18 protein-coding genes are annotated in these 22575 nt (G+C 67.7%); all 18 read left to right on the top strand.

Annotation, left to right across the window (positions count from 1 at the left end; all coding sequences use genetic code 11):
- The first annotated feature begins 140 nt into the window (after positions 1-140).
- Positions 141-1757 (top strand): GMC family oxidoreductase, encoded by a 1617-nt coding sequence (locus BUF17_RS15850; RefSeq protein ID WP_073630429.1) that lies wholly within the window; start codon positions 141-143, stop codon positions 1755-1757.
- Positions 1758-1810: 53 nt separating this feature from the next.
- Positions 1811-2599, top strand: a complete 789-nt coding sequence (gene attM / locus BUF17_RS15845) for an AttM family quorum-quenching N-acyl homoserine lactonase (RefSeq protein WP_073630670.1) — start codon at positions 1811-1813, stop codon at positions 2597-2599.
- Positions 2600-2609: 10 nt separating this feature from the next.
- The gene (locus BUF17_RS15840) at positions 2610-3740 is read left to right on the top strand and encodes a glycerol dehydrogenase (RefSeq protein ID WP_210215453.1); all 1131 of its coding nucleotides are present in this window, start codon (positions 2610-2612) and stop codon (positions 3738-3740) included.
- A gap of 147 nt (positions 3741-3887) precedes the next feature.
- Positions 3888-5318 carry an NAD-dependent succinate-semialdehyde dehydrogenase gene (locus tag BUF17_RS15835; protein WP_073630427.1) on the top strand — a complete coding sequence of 477 codons (1431 nt, stop codon included), beginning with the start codon at positions 3888-3890 and terminating at the stop codon, positions 5316-5318.
- Between the two features lie 109 nt (positions 5319-5427).
- Positions 5428-6723, top strand: a complete 1296-nt coding sequence (locus BUF17_RS15830) for an NADH:flavin oxidoreductase/NADH oxidase family protein (protein WP_244530910.1) — start codon at positions 5428-5430, stop codon at positions 6721-6723.
- 455 nt (positions 6724-7178) lie between these two features.
- Positions 7179-9197 carry a sigma-54-dependent Fis family transcriptional regulator gene (locus BUF17_RS15825; RefSeq protein ID WP_073630425.1) on the top strand — a complete coding sequence of 673 codons (2019 nt, stop codon included), beginning with the start codon at positions 7179-7181 and terminating at the stop codon, positions 9195-9197.
- Positions 9198-9510: 313 nt separating this feature from the next.
- Positions 9511-11664 (top strand): hydantoinase/oxoprolinase family protein, encoded by a 2154-nt coding sequence (locus tag BUF17_RS15820; RefSeq protein ID WP_073630423.1) that lies wholly within the window; start codon positions 9511-9513, stop codon positions 11662-11664.
- 36 nt (positions 11665-11700) lie between these two features.
- Complete coding sequence (locus tag BUF17_RS15815; RefSeq protein WP_073630421.1) at positions 11701-14031, top strand: hydantoinase B/oxoprolinase family protein; 2331 nt, start codon at positions 11701-11703, stop codon at positions 14029-14031.
- A gap of 84 nt (positions 14032-14115) precedes the next feature.
- Complete coding sequence (locus BUF17_RS15810) at positions 14116-14625, top strand: acetone carboxylase subunit gamma (protein ID WP_073630419.1); 510 nt, start codon at positions 14116-14118, stop codon at positions 14623-14625.
- 77 nt (positions 14626-14702) lie between these two features.
- A complete protein-coding gene (locus BUF17_RS15805; RefSeq protein WP_073630417.1) occupies positions 14703-15428 on the top strand; it encodes a CoA transferase subunit A in 726 nt (241 codons plus the stop codon).
- Entirely contained in the window at positions 15428-16072 is a 645-nt protein-coding gene (locus BUF17_RS15800) for a CoA transferase subunit B (RefSeq protein WP_073630415.1), read from the top strand. Before BUF17_RS15805 ends, BUF17_RS15800 begins: the two co-directional genes overlap by 1 nt.
- Positions 16069-16314 (top strand): hypothetical protein, encoded by a 246-nt coding sequence (locus BUF17_RS15795; RefSeq protein WP_073630413.1) that lies wholly within the window; start codon positions 16069-16071, stop codon positions 16312-16314. Before BUF17_RS15800 ends, BUF17_RS15795 begins: the two co-directional genes overlap by 4 nt.
- A gap of 301 nt (positions 16315-16615) precedes the next feature.
- Positions 16616-17938, top strand: coding sequence for an ABC transporter substrate-binding protein (locus BUF17_RS15790; protein WP_073630411.1), 1323 nt, complete (start codon positions 16616-16618; stop codon positions 17936-17938).
- A 338-nt stretch (positions 17939-18276) separates the two neighbouring features.
- The gene (locus BUF17_RS15785) at positions 18277-19251 is read left to right on the top strand and encodes a carbohydrate ABC transporter permease (protein ID WP_073630409.1); all 975 of its coding nucleotides are present in this window, start codon (positions 18277-18279) and stop codon (positions 19249-19251) included.
- The gene (locus BUF17_RS15780; protein ID WP_073630407.1) at positions 19248-20201 is read left to right on the top strand and encodes a carbohydrate ABC transporter permease; all 954 of its coding nucleotides are present in this window, start codon (positions 19248-19250) and stop codon (positions 20199-20201) included. Before BUF17_RS15785 ends, BUF17_RS15780 begins: the two co-directional genes overlap by 4 nt.
- Before the next feature lie 8 nt (positions 20202-20209).
- Positions 20210-20419: a hypothetical protein gene (locus BUF17_RS15775; protein ID WP_073630664.1), complete on the top strand. Its 210-nt coding sequence runs from the start codon at positions 20210-20212 to the stop codon at positions 20417-20419.
- A 3-nt stretch (positions 20420-20422) separates the two neighbouring features.
- On the top strand, positions 20423-21520 hold the full coding sequence (locus tag BUF17_RS15770) for an ABC transporter ATP-binding protein (RefSeq protein WP_073630405.1): 1098 nt from the start codon (positions 20423-20425) through the stop codon (positions 21518-21520).
- Positions 21513-22520, top strand: a complete 1008-nt coding sequence (locus BUF17_RS15765) for an ABC transporter ATP-binding protein (protein WP_073630403.1) — start codon at positions 21513-21515, stop codon at positions 22518-22520. The genes BUF17_RS15770 and BUF17_RS15765 overlap by 8 nt, the downstream gene beginning before the upstream one ends.
- Positions 22521-22575: the final 55 nt, after the last annotated feature.

Genomic DNA, 22575 nt, shown 5'->3' with positions numbered 1-22575 from the left:
GGCCCGAAGAGGCCGCCGCGCCGGTCACCGCCCCGGCATCGAAAGGCAAGAACGCGATCCCGGACGACCGCAGGCGGCCAACGCCTGCGGTCCGCCGGGGCGAAGCGGCCGTGAACGGCCGAAGGCGAGGAAACGAGAGCGTGGACACTGCAATCGAAGATGCCGGCTCATACGATTTCATTATCGTGGGCGCGGGGTCGGCCGGCTGCGTGTTGGCCAACAGGCTGACGGCGTCCGGCCGCCACCGGGTGCTTCTGATCGAGGCCGGCGGCGAAGACCGGCATATCTGGATTCACATCCCGCTCGGCTACGGCAAGCTGTTCCGCGACCCCCGCGTGAACTGGATGTACGAAACCGAGCCGGAGCCGGAGCTCGGCGGGCGCCGGGTGTTCCAGCCGCGCGGCAAGGTGCTGGGCGGTTCGAGCTCGATCAACGGGCTCGTCTATATCCGCGGCCAGCGCGAGGACTTCGATCTCTGGCGCGACCTCGGCTGTACCGGCTGGGGCTTCGAGGACGTGCTGCCCTATTTCATCCGCTCCGAGGACCAGCAGCGCGGCGCCGACCGCTATCACGGCGTCGGCGGACCGCTCGCGGTGTCCGATCCCGTCGCGCCGCATCCGTTGTGCGATGCCTTCATTGCCGCCGGCCAGGAGCGCGGCCTGCCGTTCAATCCCGATTTCAACGGCGAAAGTCAGGAGGGCGTCGGCTATTTCCAGACGACCTCGCGCAACGGCCGCCGCTGCAGCACCGCGGTCGGCTATCTGAAGCCGGCCCGCAAGCGGCCGAACCTGACCGTGCTCACCGGGGCGATGGCGACGCGCGTCGTGTTCTCCGGCAAGGTCGCGACCGGCGTCGAGTTCCTCCACCAGGGCCGCGTCAAGCGCGCGAGGGCGGGACGCGAGGTGCTGCTCTCGGGCGGCGCCATCAACTCGCCCCAGCTTCTCGAGCTATCGGGCGTGGGCGACGCCGCGCGCCTCACCGCGCTCGGCGTGCCGGTGGTGGCCGATGCGCCGCGGGTCGGCGAGAACCTGCAGGATCATTTCCAGGTGCGCATGGTGTTCCGCTGCAAGAAGCGCATCACCATCAACGACGCCTATCACAACCTCTTCCGCCGTGCGGGCATGGGGCTCGACTATGCCCTGCGCCGCCGCGGTCCGCTCACTGTCAGCGCCGGCTACGGCACCGCGTTCTTCCGCTCCAACGACCATGTGGCGACGCCGGACGTGGAGGTGCATTTCATCACCTTCAGCACCAACAAGATGGGCGAGGCGCTGCACCCCTTCCCCGGCTTCACGGCCTCGGTCTGCCAGCTTCGTCCGGAAAGCCGCGGCGACATCCACATCAAGAGCCGCGATCCGCTGGCGCCGCCGGCGATCCGCGTCAACTACCTGTCGACCGAGGTGGACCGCCAGACCAACGTCGACGGGCTGAAGAAGCTGCGTCACATCATGCAGGCGCCGGCCATGTCGGACTTCATGGAGACCGAGATCGAGCCGGGCCTCGCGATCGCCAGCGACGCGGATCTGCTCGCCTATTGCCGCCGCGTCGGCAGCACCATCTACCACCCCTCCGGCACCTGCACGATGGGCACCGGAGAGGACGCCGCCGTCACGCCCGATCTGAAGGTGCGCGGCGTCGAGCGCGTGCGCGTGGTCGATGCCTCGATCATGCCGCGGCTGATTTCCGGCAACTGCAACGCCGCCATCGTGATGATCGGCGAGAAGGCTGCCGACATGATCCTGGCCGATGCCCGCTGACGCGGCCGGCTGAGCGAACCACCCCCCAACAAGAACAGATGATGGAGGAAACCATGACGGATATCCGTCTTTACATGTTCCAGACCGGCCGCATCCGCCAGCGCGAGGTCAACATCAAGCTCGGCGCCGGGCAGGACGTGTTCTACACGCCGATCCCGTGGTTCCTCATCACCCACCCCAAGGGCAACGTGGTGATCGACGGCGGCATCGCGGTCGAGGCCGCCCGCGATCCGAAGGGGCACTGGGGCGCAGTGTCCGATGTCTACTGGCCGGAACTCACCGAGGACACCGGCTGCATCAACGCGATGCAGGCCCACGGCTTCGATCCGAAGGACGTGCGCTACGTGCTGCAGTCGCACCTGCATCTCGATCACACCGGCGCCATCGGCCGCTTTCCGAACGCCACGCACATCGTGCAGCGCAAGGAATACGAATATGCCTTCACCGCCGACTGGTTCGCCGCCGGCGGCTACATCCTGAAGGACATCGACAAGCCCGGCCTGAAGTGGTTCTTCCTCGACGGCCCGCAGACCGACGGCTTCGATCTCTACGGCGATGGCGTGATCAAGATGATCTTCACGCCCGGCCACTCGCCCGGCCACCAGTCGTTCCTCATCACCCTGCCGGAAACCGGCGCGGTGCTGCTGACCATCGATGCGACCTACACGATGGATCACTGGAACGAGAAGTGCCTGCCGGGCTTCCTGACCTCCGCCATCGAGGTGTCCCACTCGGTGAAGAAGCTCCGGATGCTGGCCGAGCAGACCGACGCCATGGTCGTGACTGGCCACGATCCCGATGCCTGGCCGTCGTTCCGGCAGGCCCCGGCCTATTATGGTTGAGGCGGGGCCGATGACCGGAACATCTGAGCCCGGCGGCGTGGTCCGCACCATCGGCTTTCCCGGCCGCTACGTGCAGGGGCCGGGCGCGCTGGCCGGCATCGGCCGCCTGTTCGCCGACCTCGGCTACCGCCGCCCGCTGGCGCTCGCCGACGGCGTGGTGAAGGACAAGGTCTGGCCCGCCGCTTCGGCGGCACTGGCGGAGGCCGGCATCGCGCCGGCCCTCGCCGATTTTCCCGGCGAATGCACCCGCGCGGTGATCGCGGCGCTGAGCGAGGCCGCCCGCGCGGAGGGCATCGACAGCGTCGTCGTGTTCGGCGGTGGCAAGGCGATCGATTCCGCCAAGGGCGTCGCCCGGGCGCTGGACCTGCCGATCGTGATCTGCCCGACCGTCGCTTCCAGCGACGCACCGACCAGCCGGCTGATCGTGCTCTATGACGAGACCCACCGTCTCGTCGGCGTCGACTTCACCCGCCGCAATCCCGATGCCGTCGTGGTCGACACGGCGATCATCGCCAAGGCCCCCGCCCGGCTGTTCGCCGCCGGTATCGGCGATGCCATGAGCAAGCGCTTCGAGGCGCGGCAATGCCGCGCGGCGGGCGGGCTGAATTCGTTCGGGACGCAAGCGCTCGAAACCGCGCTCCTCCTGACCGAGACCGTGTTCGATCGGCTGTGCGCGCGCGGCCCGGCCGCCTATGCCGCCGTCAGGGCCGGCACATGGTCGCCGGATGTGGAAAGCGTCGTCGAGGCCACGGTGCTGGTCAGCGGCGTCGGCTTCGAGAGCGGCGGCCTTTCGCTCGCCCACGCGCTCATCCGCGGCCTCACCGCCATCCCGGCCATGGCCGGAATGCTGCACGGCGAGCTCGTGGCCTTCTCCACGCTCGTCCAGCTTTGCGTCGAGGGGCAGGACGAGGCCGCCTGCAACGCTGTGATGGACCTGATGGCGGCCGTCGACCTGCCGATGACGCTCGCCGCCCTCGGCCAGTCCGAACCCTTGACGGAGGCTGAGAAGGCGCTCGTTGCGGAGGCGACGCTCGCGACCAACTACAGCCGTCACATGGCGCCGCCGCTGACGGCCGAGGCGCTCATCCGTGGCATCGAGGCGGCCGACGCTCTCGGCCGCGCCCGTGGCTTGACAGCCTGAGACGCGGGGCGCGCCCGCCGCGACGCGCCCCGTCCCGCTTGCCATCAACGAGATCTGCCACCGCGAGTGCCCCGGCACTTTCGCGGCCGCCCCGGTGCGCGCCCATGCCGGCGCACCCACGCCCCTTGTCGGAAGGACACTGAACAGATGTTGGAGAACGTAGCGCTCATCGTCGGCGGAGAGCATCGCCGCCGCGGATCGGCCGGCGAAGTCGCGCTCATGGATCCGGCGACCGACGAAACCCTGGCGACGCTGCCCCGCGCGGGCAAGGCGGAAGCCCGCGAGGCCGCGGCCCTGGCGCTGGAAGGCTTCGCCGAATGGTCCGCGCTGTCCGCGTTCGAGCGGTACAAGATCATGCGCCGCGCGGCCGACATCATGCGCGGCAAGGCCGAGGAAGCCGCGCGGATGATGTCGCGCGAGCAGGGCAAGGTGGTCGCCCAGGCCCTGCTGGAGTGGAATGCCTCCGCCGATCTCGTCGACTGGTCGGCCGAGGAAGGCCGGCGCACCTATGGCCGCATCGTTCCGCCGCGGCTGAAGGACGTCACGTTGTCGGTCGTCCACCGGCCGGTCGGCCCGGTCGCGGTGATGGCGCCTTGGAACTTCCCGGCCTGGGGGCCGATGCAGAAGATCGCGCCGGCGCTCGCCGCCGGCTGTTCGGTGGTGATCAAGCCGTCCGAAGACACACCCGTCACGGCATGGCTGATCGGCTGCTGCCTCCTGGAAGCTGGGGTGCCGGCGAAAGCGGTCTCCGTGCTGTGGGGCAGCGCCTCGGAGATCTCCACGGCGCTGGTGGAGGCGCCGGAGATCCGCAAGATCTCCCTGACCGGCTCGATCCGCGTCGGCCGCATCGTGGCGGCGGCGGCCGGCAAGGAACTCAAGAAGGTGACGATGGAGCTCGGCGGCCATGCCCCCGTCATCGTCGCGGAGGATGCCGATCTCGACGCGCTGGTGCCGCAGGCGGTGTTCTGGAAGTTCCGCAACAGCGGCCAGGTGTGCGTGTCGCCCACGCGCTTCCTCGTGGCCGATCCGATCCACGATGCGTTCGTCTCCCGCATGGTGGCGGAAACGGAGAAGGTCGTCGTCGGCAACGGCCTCGATCCGGCGACCCAGATGGGTCCCCTGACCACGCTCGGGCAACTCCAGTCGGTCGACCGTATGGTCCACGATGCCGTCTCGAAGGGCGCGACGCTGGAGACCGGCGGCGCGCGCGTCGGCAACATCGGCAACTTCTACAAGCCCACCATTCTCTCCGGCATGACGACGGAGATGGCGGCGATGAACGACGAGCCGTTCGGCCCGCTCGCCCTCGTCGCCCGCATGGCCTCGCTCGACGATGCGCTCGCCGAAGCCAACCGCCTGCCGGTCGGCCTTGGCTCCTATGCCTTCACGCGCTCGGACGCCATCGCCGCGCGCATCGCCGCCGGCATCAAGGCCGGCATGCTCGGCATCAATCACTTCGCGCTGGCGCTGCCGGAAACCCCGTTCGGCGGTGTGCTCGACAGCGGCTTCGGGTCCGAGGGCGGCACCGAAGCGGTCCAGTCCTACATGACGACGATGCTCATCACGCACAAGCACTGACGTCGCCCCCGCCGACGTCACCATCGCGCATGGCATCCGCGGGCGCGCCCTGCGGATGCCCCATCAGGCAAAGACCCGAACACAAGAAAAAACTGGGAAGGAAACGACCGTGGGTGAACACAGGATCCAGCTCGACACGCCCCTGCCGCTGCCGTGCGGGGCGACGCTGCCGAACCGGCTCGGCAAATCCGCCATGACGGAAGGCTGCGCCGATCATCTCGGTCGTGCCACGGCCGATCACGAACGCCTGTATCGCCTGTGGGGACGCGGCGGCACAGGGCTCCTGATCACCGGCAACATTCAGGTCGACCGCCGCTCGCTGGAACGCCCCGGCAATGTGCGCATCGAAGGCCCGCAGGATGCCGAGCAGATGCGCCGGCTGTCCGCCATGGCCGAAGCGGGCCAGGAGAACGGCGCTCATGTCTGGGCGCAGATCGGCCACGCCGGCCGCCAGGCCCCGGCCGGCGCCTGTCCCGAGCCGGTGGCCCCCTCCTCCGTTCCCTTGAAGATGCTGCGCTGGCAGCAGCAGGCGCCGCGCGCCCTCAGGGAAGACGAGATCGAGAACATCATCTGGCGCTTCGGCAATGCCGCCCGGGTGGCGAAGGAAGCCGGGTTCCGCGGCGTGCAGGTCCACGGCGCCCATGGCTACCTCATCAGCGAATTCCTCAGCCCGCGCGTCAACCAGCGCACCGACAAGTGGGGTGGCGATCTCAAGGCCCGCGCCCGCTTCCTGCTGGAAGTGATCCGCACCATCCGCGCGGCCGTCGGCCCGGATTATCCGGTCGGCCTGAAGCTCAATTCGGCCGACTTCCAGAAGGGCGGCTTCTCCCACGAAGATTCGATGCAGGTCGTGGAGTGGCTCAACCACGAGGGGCTCGATCTTCTGGAACTGACCGGCGGCACCTACGAGCACCTGAGCCTTCTCGGCGTGAAGGTCGACAACCAGTTCGAGCGCGAGCCGCCCCGCGCCTCGACCGCCGCCCGCGAGGCCTATTTCGCCGTCTACGCCGCCGAGGCGCGCGGCATCGCGAAGATGCCGGTGATGTCGACCGGCGGGTTCCGCCGCCGCGAATCCATGATCGGCGCGCTCAATGACGGCACCTGCGACCTCGTCGGCCTCGCCCGTCCGCTGTGCGTGGATCCCGACATCTCCGCGAAGCTCATCCGCGGCGACGTCGACGAGACCTCGGTCTACGAGCACACCACCGCGCTCTCCGAGGCGGAAAAGCAGAACCTGCTTCCGGACGAGATCCAGACCGCGACGGTGCTCGGCCAGCAGGCGTTCTTCTTCATGACGCTCTACGACATGGCCGAAGGCCGGCTGCCCCACGTCAACCGCACCCTGCCCGGCGCCCAGGCCGAACTCGTCGCCCGAGAGGACCTGATCACCCGCAACCTCATCTGACGGGACTCCCCCCTTCCCGTCGGCGCGGCGCCGGCCTGCCCCTATGGGCCGGCGCCGCATTCTCTTCACCCGCCCTCGACCTTAACGGGCGCCCCTCCGTCGCCTGTGAGGGCTGACATTTTCGACATCGCTTGCCCGCGGTGCCATCCCGGCCGTATGCTACCGAAGGATGAGCCCATAAGAGCTCACCTTGGAGGAACGTACGGCGAAGGATCTCGGCTGGAGAAAGCCGGGCCCGGCTTCTGAAGTCTCTGTCGCCCCGCCCGGTGTCATCGGCAGCCTGCTCCGCCGGATCGTCATGGTCCGGAAAGCCGGAAGCGGCGTGCAATGGAACTCTTATCTTGTTCCGTCCGGTCCCGCCCGGCGATGGCGCGGGTTGCAGCCGTTCCGGCCCTCGCCGCCCCGACCGCACGTCTTCGCGCAAGCGCGGGCGTGCCCGAGCCGGAGGGCATCGCATGGACCAGAACGCCGACCAGATCGCGATCCGCAGGGCCTGGGAAACGTTTCTGACGGAAGGACGCCGGCCGCCGTCCATTTCCCCCGCGCTCGCCAGTTCCTGGGAGCGCTCGCGAACCTCGGGCGTCGTCAGCCGCCTGACCGAGGCACCCCTGTCCGGCGAGCCGGAGGTGCACCGTCGCCGCCGGCAGAGCGCCGCGCTTCTCGCCGCCGCCAGGCCGGCGCTGACGCGCTCCCATGCCTTCCTCGGCGATGCGTCGTCGATGATGATCCTGTCGGACGCCACGGGCTTCATCGTCGAGACGGCGGGCGATCCGCGCGTCATCGACAACGGCCGGCGCAACCACCTCGAGACCGGCGGGCGCTGGGAGGAGGCCGCGATCGGCACCAACGCCATCGGCACGGCGCTGGTGGAGCGGCGGGCGATCCAGGTGCGCGGCGCGGCCCACTATTGCGAGGACGTGCAGCGCTGGACTTGCGCGGCGACGCCGGTCTGCCATCCGATCGGCGGCGAACTGCTGGGCGTGGTCGACATCTCCGGCCCGATGACCTCGTTCAATCCGCAGAGCCTGGCATTGGCCGTCGCCATCGGGCAGGAGATCGAGGCACAGCTCGGCCGTGTGGCGGAGGCCGAGCACGAGGAACTGCTGCGTCGCTTCCTGTCCAAGCGCTCGATGTGGCTGAGCGAGGAAATGCTGGTGGTCGACCGGCGCGGCGTCCTCGTCCACGGCACCCGTCATGTGCGCCAGAAGCTCGATGCCGCCTCGCCCGAGGGCCTCGCCAGCGACGTTCACGCGCTGATCGGCCGGGCCGAAAGCACGCTCTGGGAGGAAAACTGCCGCCGCCGCTTCCCCAATGCCAGCCTCGAGGTGGTCAGGGTCGACGGCGAGGCGATCGGCTGCATCATCCTGATGCACAACAAGGCGCGCGCCGGCGGCGGCCCATCGGCCACGCCCGCCACGCTGCCATCGGCCGCCGAGCCCTTCTTCGGCTTCGACGAGATCGTCGGGGACTGCCCGGCGATGGAGCAGGCCCGGGAAAAGGGCCGCAAGCTCGCCCGCAATGCCCTTCCTGTGCTGATCGAGGGCGAGACCGGCGTCGGCAAGGAGCTGTTCGCGCGCGCCATCAAGTGCGCCGGGCCCCGCGTCACCGGTCCGTTCGTGCCGCTCAATTGCGGCGGCATGCCGCGCGATCTCATCGCCAGCGAACTGTTCGGCTATGCCCGGGGCGCCTTCACCGGCGCCGACGAGAAGGGCCGCGCCGGGCGCATCGAGAAGGCGGACGGCGGCGTGCTCTGCCTCGACGAGATCGGCGAGATGCCGCTCGACCTGCAATCCTATCTGCTGCGCGTGCTCGAAGACGGCGTCGTCTATCGCATCGGCGACCACGAGCCGCGGCAGGTGGATATCCGCATCGTCTCGATGACGAACCGCGACCTCTCCGCCGAGGTCGAGGCCGGCCGGTTCCGCCGCGACCTCTATTACCGCATCGCCGCCGTGCGGCTCGCCATCCCGCCGCTGCGCGAGCGCGGCGAGGACATCGTGCTGCTCGCGGCGCGGCTCGGCCACGAGGCCGCGATGCGCCTCGGCCGCCCGCCGCCGCGGTTCTCGCCGTCCGTGCTCGACCTGTTCCGCTCCTATCCCTGGCCCGGCAACGTGCGCGAGCTGCGCAACGTCGTCGATGCCATGGTCGCGCTCGCGGACGGCGACGTCCTCGACCTTGCCGATGTTCCCGCCGATATCCGGCGGTCGTCCGGGCGGCCCGAAGGCGCTTGCTTCGCCGCGTCCGCACCGTCGACACCCCCTGCGCCGCCCCTCGCGCCCTGGCCCGCGGTGACGCCGGCGCCCTACGCCATGCCGGCCTCGCGGCGGGAGATGCAGGCAGCGGAACGCGCGGCGATCCTCGCCCAGGTCGAGGCGGCCGGCGGCAACCTCGCCGAAGCGGCGCGCCGCCTCGGCATCGCGCGCTCGACGCTCTATCTCAAGCTCGCGCGCTATCGCGACGAAAGCGACGCCTGACCGGCACCCGCCGGTTGCGCGTCACGGCATCGCCCGGCGCCCTTTCCCCTGCACACTTTCCACCGGGGATCGATCGGTCCGAACGGCGTGCGCCGGTGCCGGCGGATGTTCGATGCCGGACGTTTGATGTCGGTCCGGACGTTCGACCCTGTCCGACATCCGGACACACGCGGACGGCGCCTCCGATCCGTCTCGAAGCATAACTCCTTGATATTGCTCATTCTGCCCCGGTGTGACCGGACTGGCACGGCGCCTGCGATCCTCTCTCATGTCCGGCTCGGCAGAAGCCGGCGTGAATCAGGGAGGACAACCCGTGAATATCCACGCACCGAACAAGCGAAGCGTGCAGGTGCTCGGCATCGATGCCGGCGGCACCATGACCGACACGTTCTTCGTCGATGCGGACGGTGACTTCGTCGTCGGCAAGGCCCAGTCGACGCCGCAGAACGAGGCGCTCGGCCTCATCGCCTCCAGCAAGGACGGGCTCGGCAACTGGGGCATCGGCCTCAACGAGGCGCTGCGCGAGCTGCAGACCGGCGTCTATTCCGGCACGGCGATGCTCAACCGCGTCGTGCAGCGTAAGGGCCTGCGCTGCGGCCTGATCGTCAATCGCGGCATGGAAGACTTCCACCGCATGGGCCGCGCCATCCAGTGCTATCTGGGTTACGCCTACGAGGACCGCATCCACCTCAACACCCATCGCTACGATCCCCCGCTGGTACCGCGCAATCTCACCCGCGGCGTTGTCGAGCGGGTCGACATGTCCGGCCGCGTGGTCATTCCGCTGCGCGAGGAAACCGCGCGGGAGGCCGCGCGCGAACTGATCGCGGCCGATGTCGAGGGCATCGTCATCAGCCTGCTGCATTCCTACAAGAACCCGGATCACGAGCGCCGGGTGCGCGACATCGTGCTGGAGGAAGTGCGCGACAGCGGCAAGGCGATCCCGGTGTTCGCCTCGGCCGATTACTACCCGGTGCGCAAGGAAACCCACCGCACGAACACCACGATCCTCGAAGGCTACGCCGCCGAACCCTCCCGCCAGACGCTGAAGAAAATCTCCGACGCCTTCAAGGAGCACGGCACCAAGTTCGACTTCCGCGTGATGGCCACCCATGGCGGCACCATCTCCTGGAAGGCCAAGGAACTCGCCCGCACCATCGTCTCCGGCCCGATCGGCGGCGTCATCGGTGCGAAATATCTCGGCGAGGTCCTGGGCTACGGCAACATCGCCTGCTCCGACATCGGCGGCACCTCATTCGACGTCGCGCTGATTACCCAGGGCGAACTGACCATCAAGAACGACCCGGACATGGCGCGCCTGGTGCTGTCGCTGCCGCTGGTGGCGATGGATTCGGTCGGCGCCGGCGCCGGCTCGTTCATCCGGCTCGATCCCTATACCCGCGCGATCAAGCTCGGGCCGGATTCGGCCGGCTACCGCGTCGGCGTGTGCTGGAAGGAAAGCGGCATCGAGACCGTCACCGTCTCCGACTGCCACATGGTGCTCGGCTACCTCAATCCCGACAACTTCCTCGGCGGCGCCGTGAAGCTCGACCGGCAGCGCTCGGTCGACGCCATCAAGGTGCAGCTCGCCGATCCGCTCGGGCTCTCGGTCGAGGATGCGGCGGCGGGCGTGATCGAGCTGCTCGATTCCGATCTGCGCGACTATCTGCGCTCGATGATCTCCAGCAAGGGCTACTCGCCGCAGAGCTTCGTGTGCTTCTCCTACGGCGGCGCCGGTCCGGTCCACACCTACGGCTACACCGAGGGCCTCGGCTTCGAGGACGTGGTGGTGCCGGCGTGGGCGGCGGGCTTCTCGGCCTTCGGCTGCGCGGCGGCGGATTTCGAGTACCGCTACGACAAGTCGCTCGACATCAACCTCGCCCCCGATGCGCCCGACGACCAGCGTGAGGCCGCCGCCCGCACGCTTCAGGCGGCCTGGACGGAGCTGACGCACAACGTGCTCGAGGAGTTCAAGCTGAACGGCTACGACGCCGCGCAGGTCAAGCTCCAGCCGGGCTTCCGGATGCAGTACCGCGGCCAGCTCAACGACCTCGAAATCGAATCCCCGCTGCCCTCCGCCGCGACGGCCGAGGACTGGGAGCGCCTCGTCGAGGCCTTCAACGCCACCTACGGCCGCGTCTACGCCGCCTCGGCCCGCTCGCCCGAGCTCGGCTATTCCGTCACCGGCGCCATCATGCGCGGCACGGTGCCGATCCCGAAGCCGAAGATCCCCAAGGAGCCGCTCGAAGGCGAAGCGCCGCCGAAGGAGGCCTTCCTCGGCACGCGCAAGTTCTACCGCAAGAAGCGGTGGGTCGACGCCCAGCTCTACCGCATGGAGGCGCTGCGTCCCGGCAATCGCGTGGTCGGCCCGGCGATCATCGAATCCGACGCCACCACCTTCGTGGTCCCCGACGGCTTCGAGACGTTCCTCGACGGTCACCGCCTGTTCCACCTGAAGGAAGTCTGAGCGGCCGACCGACACCAAGAAACCGGAGGAAACCCCATGAACATCAATATTCGAGACCGCGATCTCGGCACCGACGCGCGCGGCGTCGTCCGCGGCGGCGAGACCCTGAAGCAGCACCGCGACCGCATCATGGAGGCCACGAAGCTCACGAAGCACTATGCCGGCCTGAAGAAGATGGAGCTGCGCGACAGCGAGCCCATTCTCTACAACAAGCTGTTCTCGCGTCTGCGCGCCGGCGTGGTCGATGCCCGCGAAACCGCCAAGAAGATCGCCGCTTCCCCCATCGTGGAACAGGAAGGCGAGCTGTGCTTCACGCTCTACAACGCGGCCGGCGACAGCATCCTCACCTCGACCGGCATCATCATCCATGTCGGCACCATGGGCGCGGCGATCAAGTACATGATCGAGAACGACTGGGAATCCAATCCCGGCGTCCGCGACAAGGACATCTTCTGCAACAACGATTCCCTGATCGGGAACGTCCATCCCTGTGACATCCACACCATCGTGCCGATCTTCTGGGAGGGCGAACTGATCGGCTGGGTCGGCGGCGTCACCCACGTCATCGATACCGGCGCGGTCGGGCCGGGCTCGATGGCGACCGGCCAGGTGCAGCGGTTCGGCGACGGCTATTCCATCACCTGCCGCAAGGTGGGCGCGAACGACACGCTGTTCCGCGACTGGCTGCACGAGAGCCAGCGCATGGTGCGCACCACCCGCTACTGGATGCTCGACGAGCGCACCCGCGTTGCCGGCTGCCACATGATCCGCAAACTCGTGGAGGAGGTGATCTCGGAAGAGGGCATCGACGCCTACTGGAAGTTCGCCTACGAGGCGGTCGAGCACGGCCGGCTCGGCCTGCAGAACCGCATCAAGGCGATGACCATTCCCGGCAAGTACCGCCAGGTCGGCTTCGTCGACGTGCCCTATTCCCACGACGACGTCCGCGTGCCGTCCGACTTCGCAAAGGTCGACACCATCATGCACGCGCCGTCGGAGATCACCATCCGCGGCGACGGCACCTGGCGGCTCGATTTCGAAGGCGCGAGCCGCTGGGGCTGGCACACCTACAACGCCCATCAGGTCAGCTTCACCTCCGGCATCTGGGTGATGATGACCCAGACGCTGATCCCCTCGGAGATGATCAACGACGGCGCGGCCTACGGCACCGAGTTCCGCCTGCCCAAGGGCACCTGGATGAACCCGGACGACCGCCGCGTGGCGTTCTCCTATTCGTGGCACTTCCTCGTCTCGGCCTGGACCGCGCTGTGGCGCGGGCTGTCGCGGTCCTATTTCGGCCGCGGCTATCTTGAGGAGGTGAACGCCGGCAACGCCAACACCTCGAACTGGCTCCAGGGTGGCGGCTTCAACCAGTACGACGAGATCCACGCGGTGAACTCGTTCGAATGCGCCGCCAACGGCACCGGCGCCACCGCCGTCGGCGACGGCCTCAGCCATGCCGCCGCCATCTGGAACCCGGAAGGCGACATGGGCGACATGGAGATCTGGGAGCTGGCGGAGCCGCTCGTCTATCTCGGCCGCCAGATCAAGGCGAGCTCCGGCGGTGCCGGCAAATATCGCGGCGGATGCGGCTTCGAGAGCCTTCGCCTTGTCTGGAATGCCAAGGACTGGACCATGTTCTTCATGGGCAACGGCCACATCTCCTCCGACTGGGGGCTGATGGGCGGTTATCCGGCGGCGTCCGGCTATCGCTTCGCCGCGCACAAGACCGGCCTGAAGGATCTCATCGAGGCGGGCAAGCCGATCCCGCTCGGCGGCGACACCGATCCGGAGCATCCGGTGTGGGACGGCCTCATCAAGGACGCGGTGATCAAGCGCGACAAGCAGGCGATCACCACGGAGGAGATGTTCTCCGACTACGATCTCTATCTCAACTACATGCGCGGCGGCCCGGGCTTCGGCGACCCGATCGACCGCGATCCGCAATCGGTGGCCGACGACCTCAATGGCGGCTACCTGCTCGAGCGCTTCGCCTTGAGCGTCTACGGCGTGGTGACGCGCCGCGAGCATGATGCCTACGTGGTCGACGAAGCGGCGACCGACGAGCGGCGGGCGGCGATCCGCCGCGAGCGCATCGCCGGTTCCGTGCCGGCGTCGGACTGGATCGCCGGCGAGCGGACCCGGATCATCGCCAAGGAAGGCGCCGGCGACCACGTCAAGCAGATGTTCGCGGCCTCGTTCAAGCTCGGCCCGCGCTTCCTCGCCGACTTCAAGGCGTTCTGGGATCTGCCGGACGACTGGACGCTCACCGAGGACGAACTCGACATCCCCCACTACGGGTCGAACTACTCGATGGACCTCTCCGAACTGCCGGACGTGAAGACGGTGCAGTTCGTCGAGGAATGAGCCTGCGACGTCGCGCGGGCGCCGGGCTCTGCCCCGGCGCCCGGCATCGAACCCTCAAAGAACAAGACAGGCGAGGAAACAGCCATGGCCTACACCCGTGCCAAGATCTCCGATCTCATCGACGGCAAGATCGATCACGATACCCTTCACCAGATGCTCTCGACCCCGAAGGATCCCGAGCGCTTCCGGATGTATATCGAGATCCTGCAGGAGCGCGTGCCGTGGGACGACCGTATCGTCCTGCCGCTCGGCCCGAAGCTCTATATCGTGCAGCACAAGACCACGCGGCAGTGGAAGGTGCGCTGCGAGTGCGGCCACGATTTCTGCGACTGGCGGCAGAACTGGAAGCTGCATGCCCGCGTGCGCGTGCGCGACACGCCCGAGGCGCTGGAACAGATCTATCCGCGGCTGATGGCGCCCACCCCGTCGTGGCAGGTGCTGCGCGAATATTACTGCCCCGAATGCGGCACCTTGCACGACGTCGAGGCCCCGACGCCCTGGTATCCGGTGATCCGGGATTTCGAGCCGGACATCGACACCTTCTACCGCGAGTGGCTGGGCCTGCCCGTGCCGGAGCGCGCCGAAGCGGCGTGACGCCGACCTGAGCGCAGCCGGGACCGAGCCCCCGCCGGTCCCGGCCATCCGTCCGCCACGAACTCCCGGATTATCCCATGAACAAGATCTACCCGACCGCCGCCGAAGCGCTGGCGGATGTTCTGTCCGACGGCATGACGATCCTGTCCGGCGGCTTCGGGCTCTGCGGCATTCCCGAAACGTTGATCGAGGCCGTGCGGCTCTCCGGCGTGAAGGGCCTCACCGTCGTCTCCAACAATGCCGGGGTCGACGGCATCGGCCTCGGCGTGCTGCTCGAAAGCCGGCAGATCGACAGGATGGTGTCGTCCTATGTGGGCGAGAACAAGCTGTTCGCCGAGCAATATCTCTCCGGCGTCCTTGCGCTCGAGTTCACCCCGCAGGGAACGCTTGCCGAGCGCATCCGCGCCGGCGGGGCCGGCATCCCGGCGTTCTTCACCCGCACCGGCGTCGGCACCCTCGTCGCCGAAGGCAAGGAAACGCGGGAGTTCGACGGCGAGACCTTCGTGATGGAGCGCGGCATCTTCGGCGACCTGGCGCTGGTCCACGCCTGGAAGGGCGACAGCGAAGGCAACCTCGTCTTCCGCAAGACTGCGCGCAACTTCAACCCGATGATGGCGACGGCGGCCCGCGTGACGGTGGCCGAGGTCGAGCACCTCGTGCCGGCCGGCGGGATCGACCCCGACCACGTCCACACGCCCGGCATCTTCGTGCAGCGGCTGGTGCATGTGCCCGCAAGCCGCAAGCACATCGAGCAGCGCACGGTGCGGCCGCGGTCGACCGCCAGCGAGAAGGAGGCCGTGTGATGGCCTGGACGCGAGACGAAATGGCGGCCCGTGCGGCCCGCGAACTGAAGGACGGCTTCTACGTCAATCTCGGGATCGGCATCCCCACCCTCGTCGCCAACTTCATTCCCGCCGGGATGAACGTCACCCTCCAGAGCGAGAACGGCATGCTCGGCATGGGACCGTTCCCGTTCGAGGGCGAGGAGGATGCCGACCTCATCAATGCCGGCAAGCAGACCGTCACCGAACAGCCGACGACGAGCTATTTCTCCTCCGCCGATTCCTTCGCGATGATCCGCGGCGGCCACATCGATCTCTCCATCCTCGGCGCGATGCAGGTCTCAAGCGAGGGCGACCTCGCCAACTGGATGATCCCCGGCAAGATGGTGAAGGGCATGGGCGGCGCCATGGACCTCGTCGCCGGAGTGAAGCGCGTGGTGGTCCTGATGGAGCACACCGCGCGGGGCGAGCCGAAGATCCTGGAGGCCTGCACGCTGCCGCTCACCGGCCGCCGCGTGGTCGACCGCATCGTCACCGATCTCGGCGTGATCGATATCGGTCCGGACGGCCTGACGCTCGTCGAATGCGCGCCCGGAATCTCCCCCGCGGAAATCGCGGCCCTCACCGCGGCTCCGCTGCGCATCCCGGAAGAGGCGCGGCCATGACGGACCGCCGCCCTGCCCCGCGCGCCGCCCCGCATGACGAGGCCGCCGGCCGCGACCGCCCGCAGGAAGAAGACGCCGGCATCCGCGCCTCCGAGTTCGCGGCGCGGGTCGTCCACCGCGACGACCTCGTCCATCCCGAGGACTGGCTGAAGCCCTGGCTCGTCGTGTTCCCGACCGGCGTCGTGGCGCTCTACGACACCGAGGAGGAAGCCGAGGAAGGCGCCCGCCTCGCCGGCCTCTGATCCGCAGTGTGCGGCGGGGCGCCGGCCGTGCCCCGATGCCGGCCGTCGTCCGCGCTCTCCCCCATGTTTAGTCCCGCGCGCTCCGCCGCGAACGGAGGTCGCTCGCGGGCAGCCACCGGAATTCCCCCCGGAAACCCTTGATCTTCTCCCAAGGTGACGCTGCATCGCAGCATCGAATTGCGCTTGCAATGTTCAGTGATGTCGCCATAACTAAACACAAAGCTAAACGCGACCGGCGTGGCCGGAACGTGGGCGCCAAGGAGGCGGACAATGAATCCGCCTCGATCTCTGGGAGGAGAGCATGCTGAAGAAGTGGATACCCCTTCTCGGGGCGATCGCCGTTGCCTTGCCCTTGTCCATGCCGCAGGCGGCGAAGGCGGAGCAGCTCACGCTCTGCTGGGCGGCGTGGGATCCGGCCAATGCGCTGGTGGAGCTGTCGAAGGACTTCACCTCCAAGACCGGCATCGACATGAAATACGAGTTCGTGCCGTGGACGGCCTATGCCGACCGGTTCCTCAACGAACTCAACTCCCACGGCAAGCTCTGCGACCTAATCATCGGCGACAGCCAGTGGGTCGGCGGCGCGGCGGAGAACGGTCACTACGTCAAGCTGAACGACTTCTTCGCCAAAGAAGGCATCAAGATGGATGACTTCGTGCCGGCGACGGTGGTCGGCTATTCGGAATGGCCGAAGAACACGCCGAACTACTGGGCGCTGCCGGCCATGGGCGACGTAGTGGGCTGGACCTACCGCAAGGACTGGTTCGAACGTCCGGAGATCCAGAAGGAATTCAAGGAGAAGTACGGCTGGGATCTCGCCGCGCCCAAAACCTACGATCAGCTCAAGCAGATCGCCGAGTTCTTCCAGAAGCGGCAGATCGACGGCAAGACGGTCTATGGCGCCTCGCTCTATACCGAGCGCGGCTCGGAAGGCATCACCATGGGCGTGACGAACGTCCTCTACGACTGGGGCTTCCAGTACGAGAACCCGAAGAAGCCCTATGACATGCAGGGCTTCGTCAATTCGCCCGAAGCGGCGAAGGGCCTGGAGTTCTACAAGTCGCTTTATGATTGCTGCACCCCGCCGGGCAGCTCCAACGTCTACATGGTCGAATCCGCCGACGCCTTCAAATCCGGCCAGGTGGCGATGCAGATGAACTTCGCCTTCACCTGGCCCGGCCTCTACAAGGACGAGAAGGTCGGTGGCGACCGCATCGGCTTCTTCCCGAACCCGGCGGAGAAGTTCCACTTCGCCCAGCTCGGCGGCCAGGGCATCTCGGTCGTGTCCTACTCGGACAAGCGCGACGCCGCGCTGCAATACATCAAGTGGTTCGCCCAGCCCGACGTGCAGGCCAAGTGGTGGAAGCTCGGCGGCTATTCCTGCCTCAAGGCGGTGGTCGACGCGCCGGACTTCGCGACGAGCCAGCCCTATGCGCCGGCCTTCCTGGAATCCATGGCCATCGTCAAGGACTTCTGGGCCGAGCCGAGCTATGCCGAGCTGCTCCAGGCGATGCAGAAGCGCGTGCATGACTATGTCGTCGCCGACAAGGGCACGGCGCAGGAAGCGCTCGACGAGCTCGTGAAGGACTGGACCGAGATCTTCAAGGACGAAGGCAAGATCTGATCCAGGATTTGAAGATCTGATCCGAATATCCGGATCGGACGCATTCCGATCGTCGAGACCCGATGATCCGATCCTTCGCGGGCCAGTTTCGGCCGGCCCGCGCATTCCGGGGGGACGGCGCGTCTCCTCTTCTTCCCGCTGAAACTCCCGTGCCGGCGCGTCGCCGCGGCGGTTCCCGGTCCCTCGGCCGCGAACCGCCACGGGTCTCGACAGCCCGGTCCCGCCGCCGCCGGATCGCTCCGGCCGCGGCACTCCTTCCGGGGCCGGCACGGGTCCTTTCGCGCCGACGCGGCCGAACGCCTTCATCCCCGCCCGTGCGCCGGCACGGCTGTCACAGGATGCGACCCTTGAGTTCCAACGACACCTTTGCCGAGAAGGCGCTGCGAAGGGCCGCGGAGGCGGCGCCGGAGCCGCTGGCGGCCAGGATCCGCGGCCTGTCCGACCGCGCGATCGCGTGGCTGTTCATCGCGCCCACCATCGCGCTCCTGCTCGCCATCAACATCTTCCCGCTGGTGTGGGCGATCTATCTGTCCTTCACCAATTACCGCGCCAACCGGCCGAACGCCGTGGTGCAGAATGTCGGGCTCGGCAACTATTCGCGGATGCTCAACGACCCGGACATCTGGGCGGCGATGCAGACGACCGCGCACTTCGTGTTCTGGACCATCGTGCTGCAGACCGTGCTCGGCTTCGGGCTCGCCTATCTCATCGACCGCAAGTTCCGCGGCCACGCCTTCTGGACCACGTTCATCCTCATTCCGATGATGCTGTCGCCGGCGGTGGTGGGCAATTTCTGGCGCTTTCTCTACGAGCCCCAGATCGGCCTGTTCGCCTACGCGGTGTCGTTCGTCAGCGGCATCCCAACCTCCGAGATCCAGATGCTCGGCAGCGTGAAGCTCGCACCCTGGGCGATCATCATCGTCGATACCTGGATGTGGACGCCCTACGTGATGCTGATCTGCCTCGCGGGGCTGCGCTCGATCCCCGATTACATCTACGAGGCCGCCGAGGTCGACCGCGCCTCCGCCTGGCGGCAGTTCTGGTCGATCACGGTGCCGATGGCGCTGCCGTTCATCATGCTCGCGGTGCTGTTCCGCGGCATCGAGAACTTCAAGATGTTCGACATGGTGAACCTCCTGACCGGCGGCGGTCCCGGCTCGACCACCGAGGTCGCCTCGATCACGCTGAAGCGGCAGGCGTTCGAGGCGTGGGCGACGGGCCGGGCCTCCGCCTTCGCCATCGTGCTGTTCGTCGCGGTGTTCGGCCTCGCCAACATCTACGTCAAGGCGCTCAACAGGGTGAAGCAGAGATGAGCTCGGCCAACGCCGCCCACTCGGTCGTCGAACCGAGCCCGACTTCCAAGCGCATCGCCGCCACGCTCGTCATCGTCTATGCGCTGATCACGATGGTGCCGCTGGTGTGGATCTTCCTCACCAGCATCAAGTCGCCGCCGGATTCGATCTCCTATCCGCCGAAGGTGCTGTTCACCCCGTCGCTGGAAGGCTACTGCAACCTCTTCACCACCCGCAGCCGCCAGACGCCGGATTATATCGCCGCGCTGCCGCCGCCGAGCGGCGTGTGCGACGCGGTGACCCGCGAGCGCAACATGGTGATCGTGGGCGCGTCGAACTTCCTGCCGCGCTTCGCCAACTCGCTGATCATCGCGTTCGGCTCGACCTTCCTGGCTGTCCTGCTCGGCACGCTGGCGGCCTACGGGTTCTCGCGCTTCAAGGTTCCGCTCGCCGACGATCTGCTGTTCTTCATCCTCTCCACCCGGATGATGCCGCCTATCGCCGTCGCGATCCCGATCTACCTGATGTACCGCCAGCTCGGCCTGTCCGACACGGCGATCGGCATGATGCTGCTCTACACCGCCGTCAACGTGTCGCTCGCGGTCTGGCTGCTGAAGGGCTTCATCGACGAGATCCCCCGCGAATACGAGGAGGCGGCGATGATCGACGGCTATACCCGCCTGCAGGCGTTCCGGAAGGTGGTGCTGCCGCAGGCGACCACGGGCATCGCGGCCACCGCCATCTTCTGCCTGATCTTCGCGTGGAACGAATATGCGTTCGCGTCGCTGCTGACCTCCGGCAGCGCCCAGACGGCGCCGCCCTTCATCCCCACCATCATCGGCGAGGGCGGGCAGGACTGGCCGGCCGTGGCGGCCGGCACCACGATCTTCCTGATCCCGATCCTCGTGTTCACCATCCTGCTCCGCAAGCAGCTGCTGCGCGGCATCACCTTCGGAGCGGTGCGCAAATGAGCGGTCCCATGCCTGAGGCGACGACAGCCGCGCCGGCGCGGCGGCGGCGGCCCTTCTTCCTCCGCCGAGGCCCCATGGAAGCATTGGCGGTTGCCATCATCGGCGCCGGCTTCCTGATGCTGTTCCAGCCGTTCCTCTTGGTGCTCTACACCTATTCCTTCGTCACGCTGCTCGCCGGCACGGTCCTGTTCATGATCGTGTCGAAGTTTCCGGAGTAGGTCATGGCTGAAATCCGGGTCGAAAACCTCCGCAAGGCCTTCGGCAGCTTTGTCGCCGTCGAGGATTCCACCTTCACCGTCGCCGACGGCGAGTTTCTGGCGCTGCTTGGGCCTTCGGGCTGCGGCAAGACCACCACGCTGCGCATGATCGCGGGGCTGGAACTGCCGACCAGCGGCACCATCCGGCTGGCGGGCGAGGACGTCACCTTCAACCGGGCGCGCGAGCGCGACATCGCCTTCGTGTTCCAGCTGTTCGCGCTCTATCCGCACATGAACGTGCGCAAGAATATCGGCTTTCCGCTCCATGCTCAGGGCGTGCCGCGGGCGGAGATCCGGCGGCGGGTGGAAGAGACCGCGCGGCTTCTCCAGATCGATCACATCCTCGACCGCTCCGTCTCCGGGCTTGCCGGCGGCGACCGCCAGCGCGTCGCGCTCGGCCGCGCCATCGTGCGGCGGCCGAAATGCTTTCTGATGGACGAGCCGCTCGGCACGCTCGATGCCGAGTTCCGCGAGTTCATGGTGCGCGAGCTGCGGGAACTTCACAACCGCATCCGCGCCACCACCGTCTACGTCACCCACGACCAGATCGAGGCCATGGCGATGGCCGACAAGATCGCGGTGATGAACCACGGCGTGATCGAGCAGTTCGACACGCCGCAGGAGATCTACAACCGTCCGGCCTCGATGTACGTCGCCGATTTCATCGGCTCGCCGCCGATGAACTTCATCCGCTTCACGTCCGGCCTCGCCCGCGGCACCAGCGTGGTGCGCATCGGCGAGGCGGAACTCGCCGTGCCGGCGGTCCGCGAGGAGGTCGCCCCGGGCGAACTCGCCCTCGGGGTCCGGCCCGAGCATGTCCGCTTCTCGGATGCGTCCGCGCTGCGCGGCGCCGTCTATGGCAGCGAATATCTCGGCACCAACCAGATCGTCACCGTCGAGACCGCCGGCGGGTTGATCCGCGCGCGCCTGCCGGCGGACCGGCGCTACGGCATCGGCGAGCCGGTGGGGCTCAGCTTCAACAGCGAGCGGCTGTCGCTCTTCAATTGCGGATCCGGCCGTGCCATCCGCTCCGCGCTGCACGGAGAAGGCGCCCATGGCTGACGTTGCGTTGACGGGAATCAGCAAGCGCTTCGGCGAGAAGCAGGCGCTGCAGGGCATCGATCTCCACATCGCCGACGGCGAGTTCGTCGTGCTGCTGGGGCCGACCGGGGCGGGCAAGACCACCACGCTGCGGGTGATCGCCGGGCTTGAGCGCGCCGATACCGGAACCGTGTCGATCGGCGGCGTGGCGATGAACGGCCAGTCTCCGGCCAGCCGCGACGTGGCGTTCGTCTTCCAGCAATATTCGCTCTATCCGCATCTGACGGTGTACGAGAATCTGGCCTTTCCGCTGCGTTCGCCCGCCCGGCGGATGAGCGCCGAGGCGATCGACGCGCGGGTTCGGGCGGTCGCGCGCATGGTGCGCATCGACCACAAGCTCGAGAACCGTTCCACCCGCCTGTCCGGCGGCGAGATGCAGCGCGTCGCCATCGGCCGTGCGCTGGTGCGGCGGCCGGCGATCTATCTCATGGATGAGCCGCTCTCCTCGCTCGACGCCAAGCTCAGGGGCGAACTCCGGCTGGAGCTGAAGCGCATCCAGAAGGAACTCGGCGCCACGCTGCTCTATGTCACCCACGACCAGATCGAGGCGATGACCATGGCCGACCGGATCGGCATCCTCGCCGAGGGGCGGCTGGTGCAGATCGGCACCCCGCGCGAGATCTACACCGATCCCGCCAATCTCCACGTCGCCGCGCGCCTCGGCCAGCCGCACATCAACCTGCTGCCGGCCGATCTTCTGCCCGCTCCGGCTGCCCCCGCCGGCACGCGCACCATCGGCGCGCGCACCGAGCATCTCGACATCGCGCTTGCATCCGATGGAAATGCCGAAATCGACTGGGTGGAACATCTCGGTGACCAGAATCATCTTCATATCCGGGTGGGCGGCCACAAGCTGGTGACGCTGGCCGATCCCGACCGGCCGGTCGGACCCGGCGACCGCATCCGGCTCGCGTTGCGCACGCCGCTCTATTTCGGTGCCGATGGGCAGAGGCTCGTCTGACCGGCCGGGGCGACGATGCCCGCGCCTTGTTACGTTACGGACCGATCGGATCTGG

Origin of the sequence: Pseudoxanthobacter soli DSM 19599 (assembly GCF_900148505.1) — a bacterium.
Classification (GTDB): Bacteria; Pseudomonadota; Alphaproteobacteria; order Rhizobiales; family Segnochrobactraceae; genus Pseudoxanthobacter; species Pseudoxanthobacter soli.
Note: the sequence above shows the minus strand (reverse complement) of the source record. Positions and strands in the feature narration are given on the sequence as shown.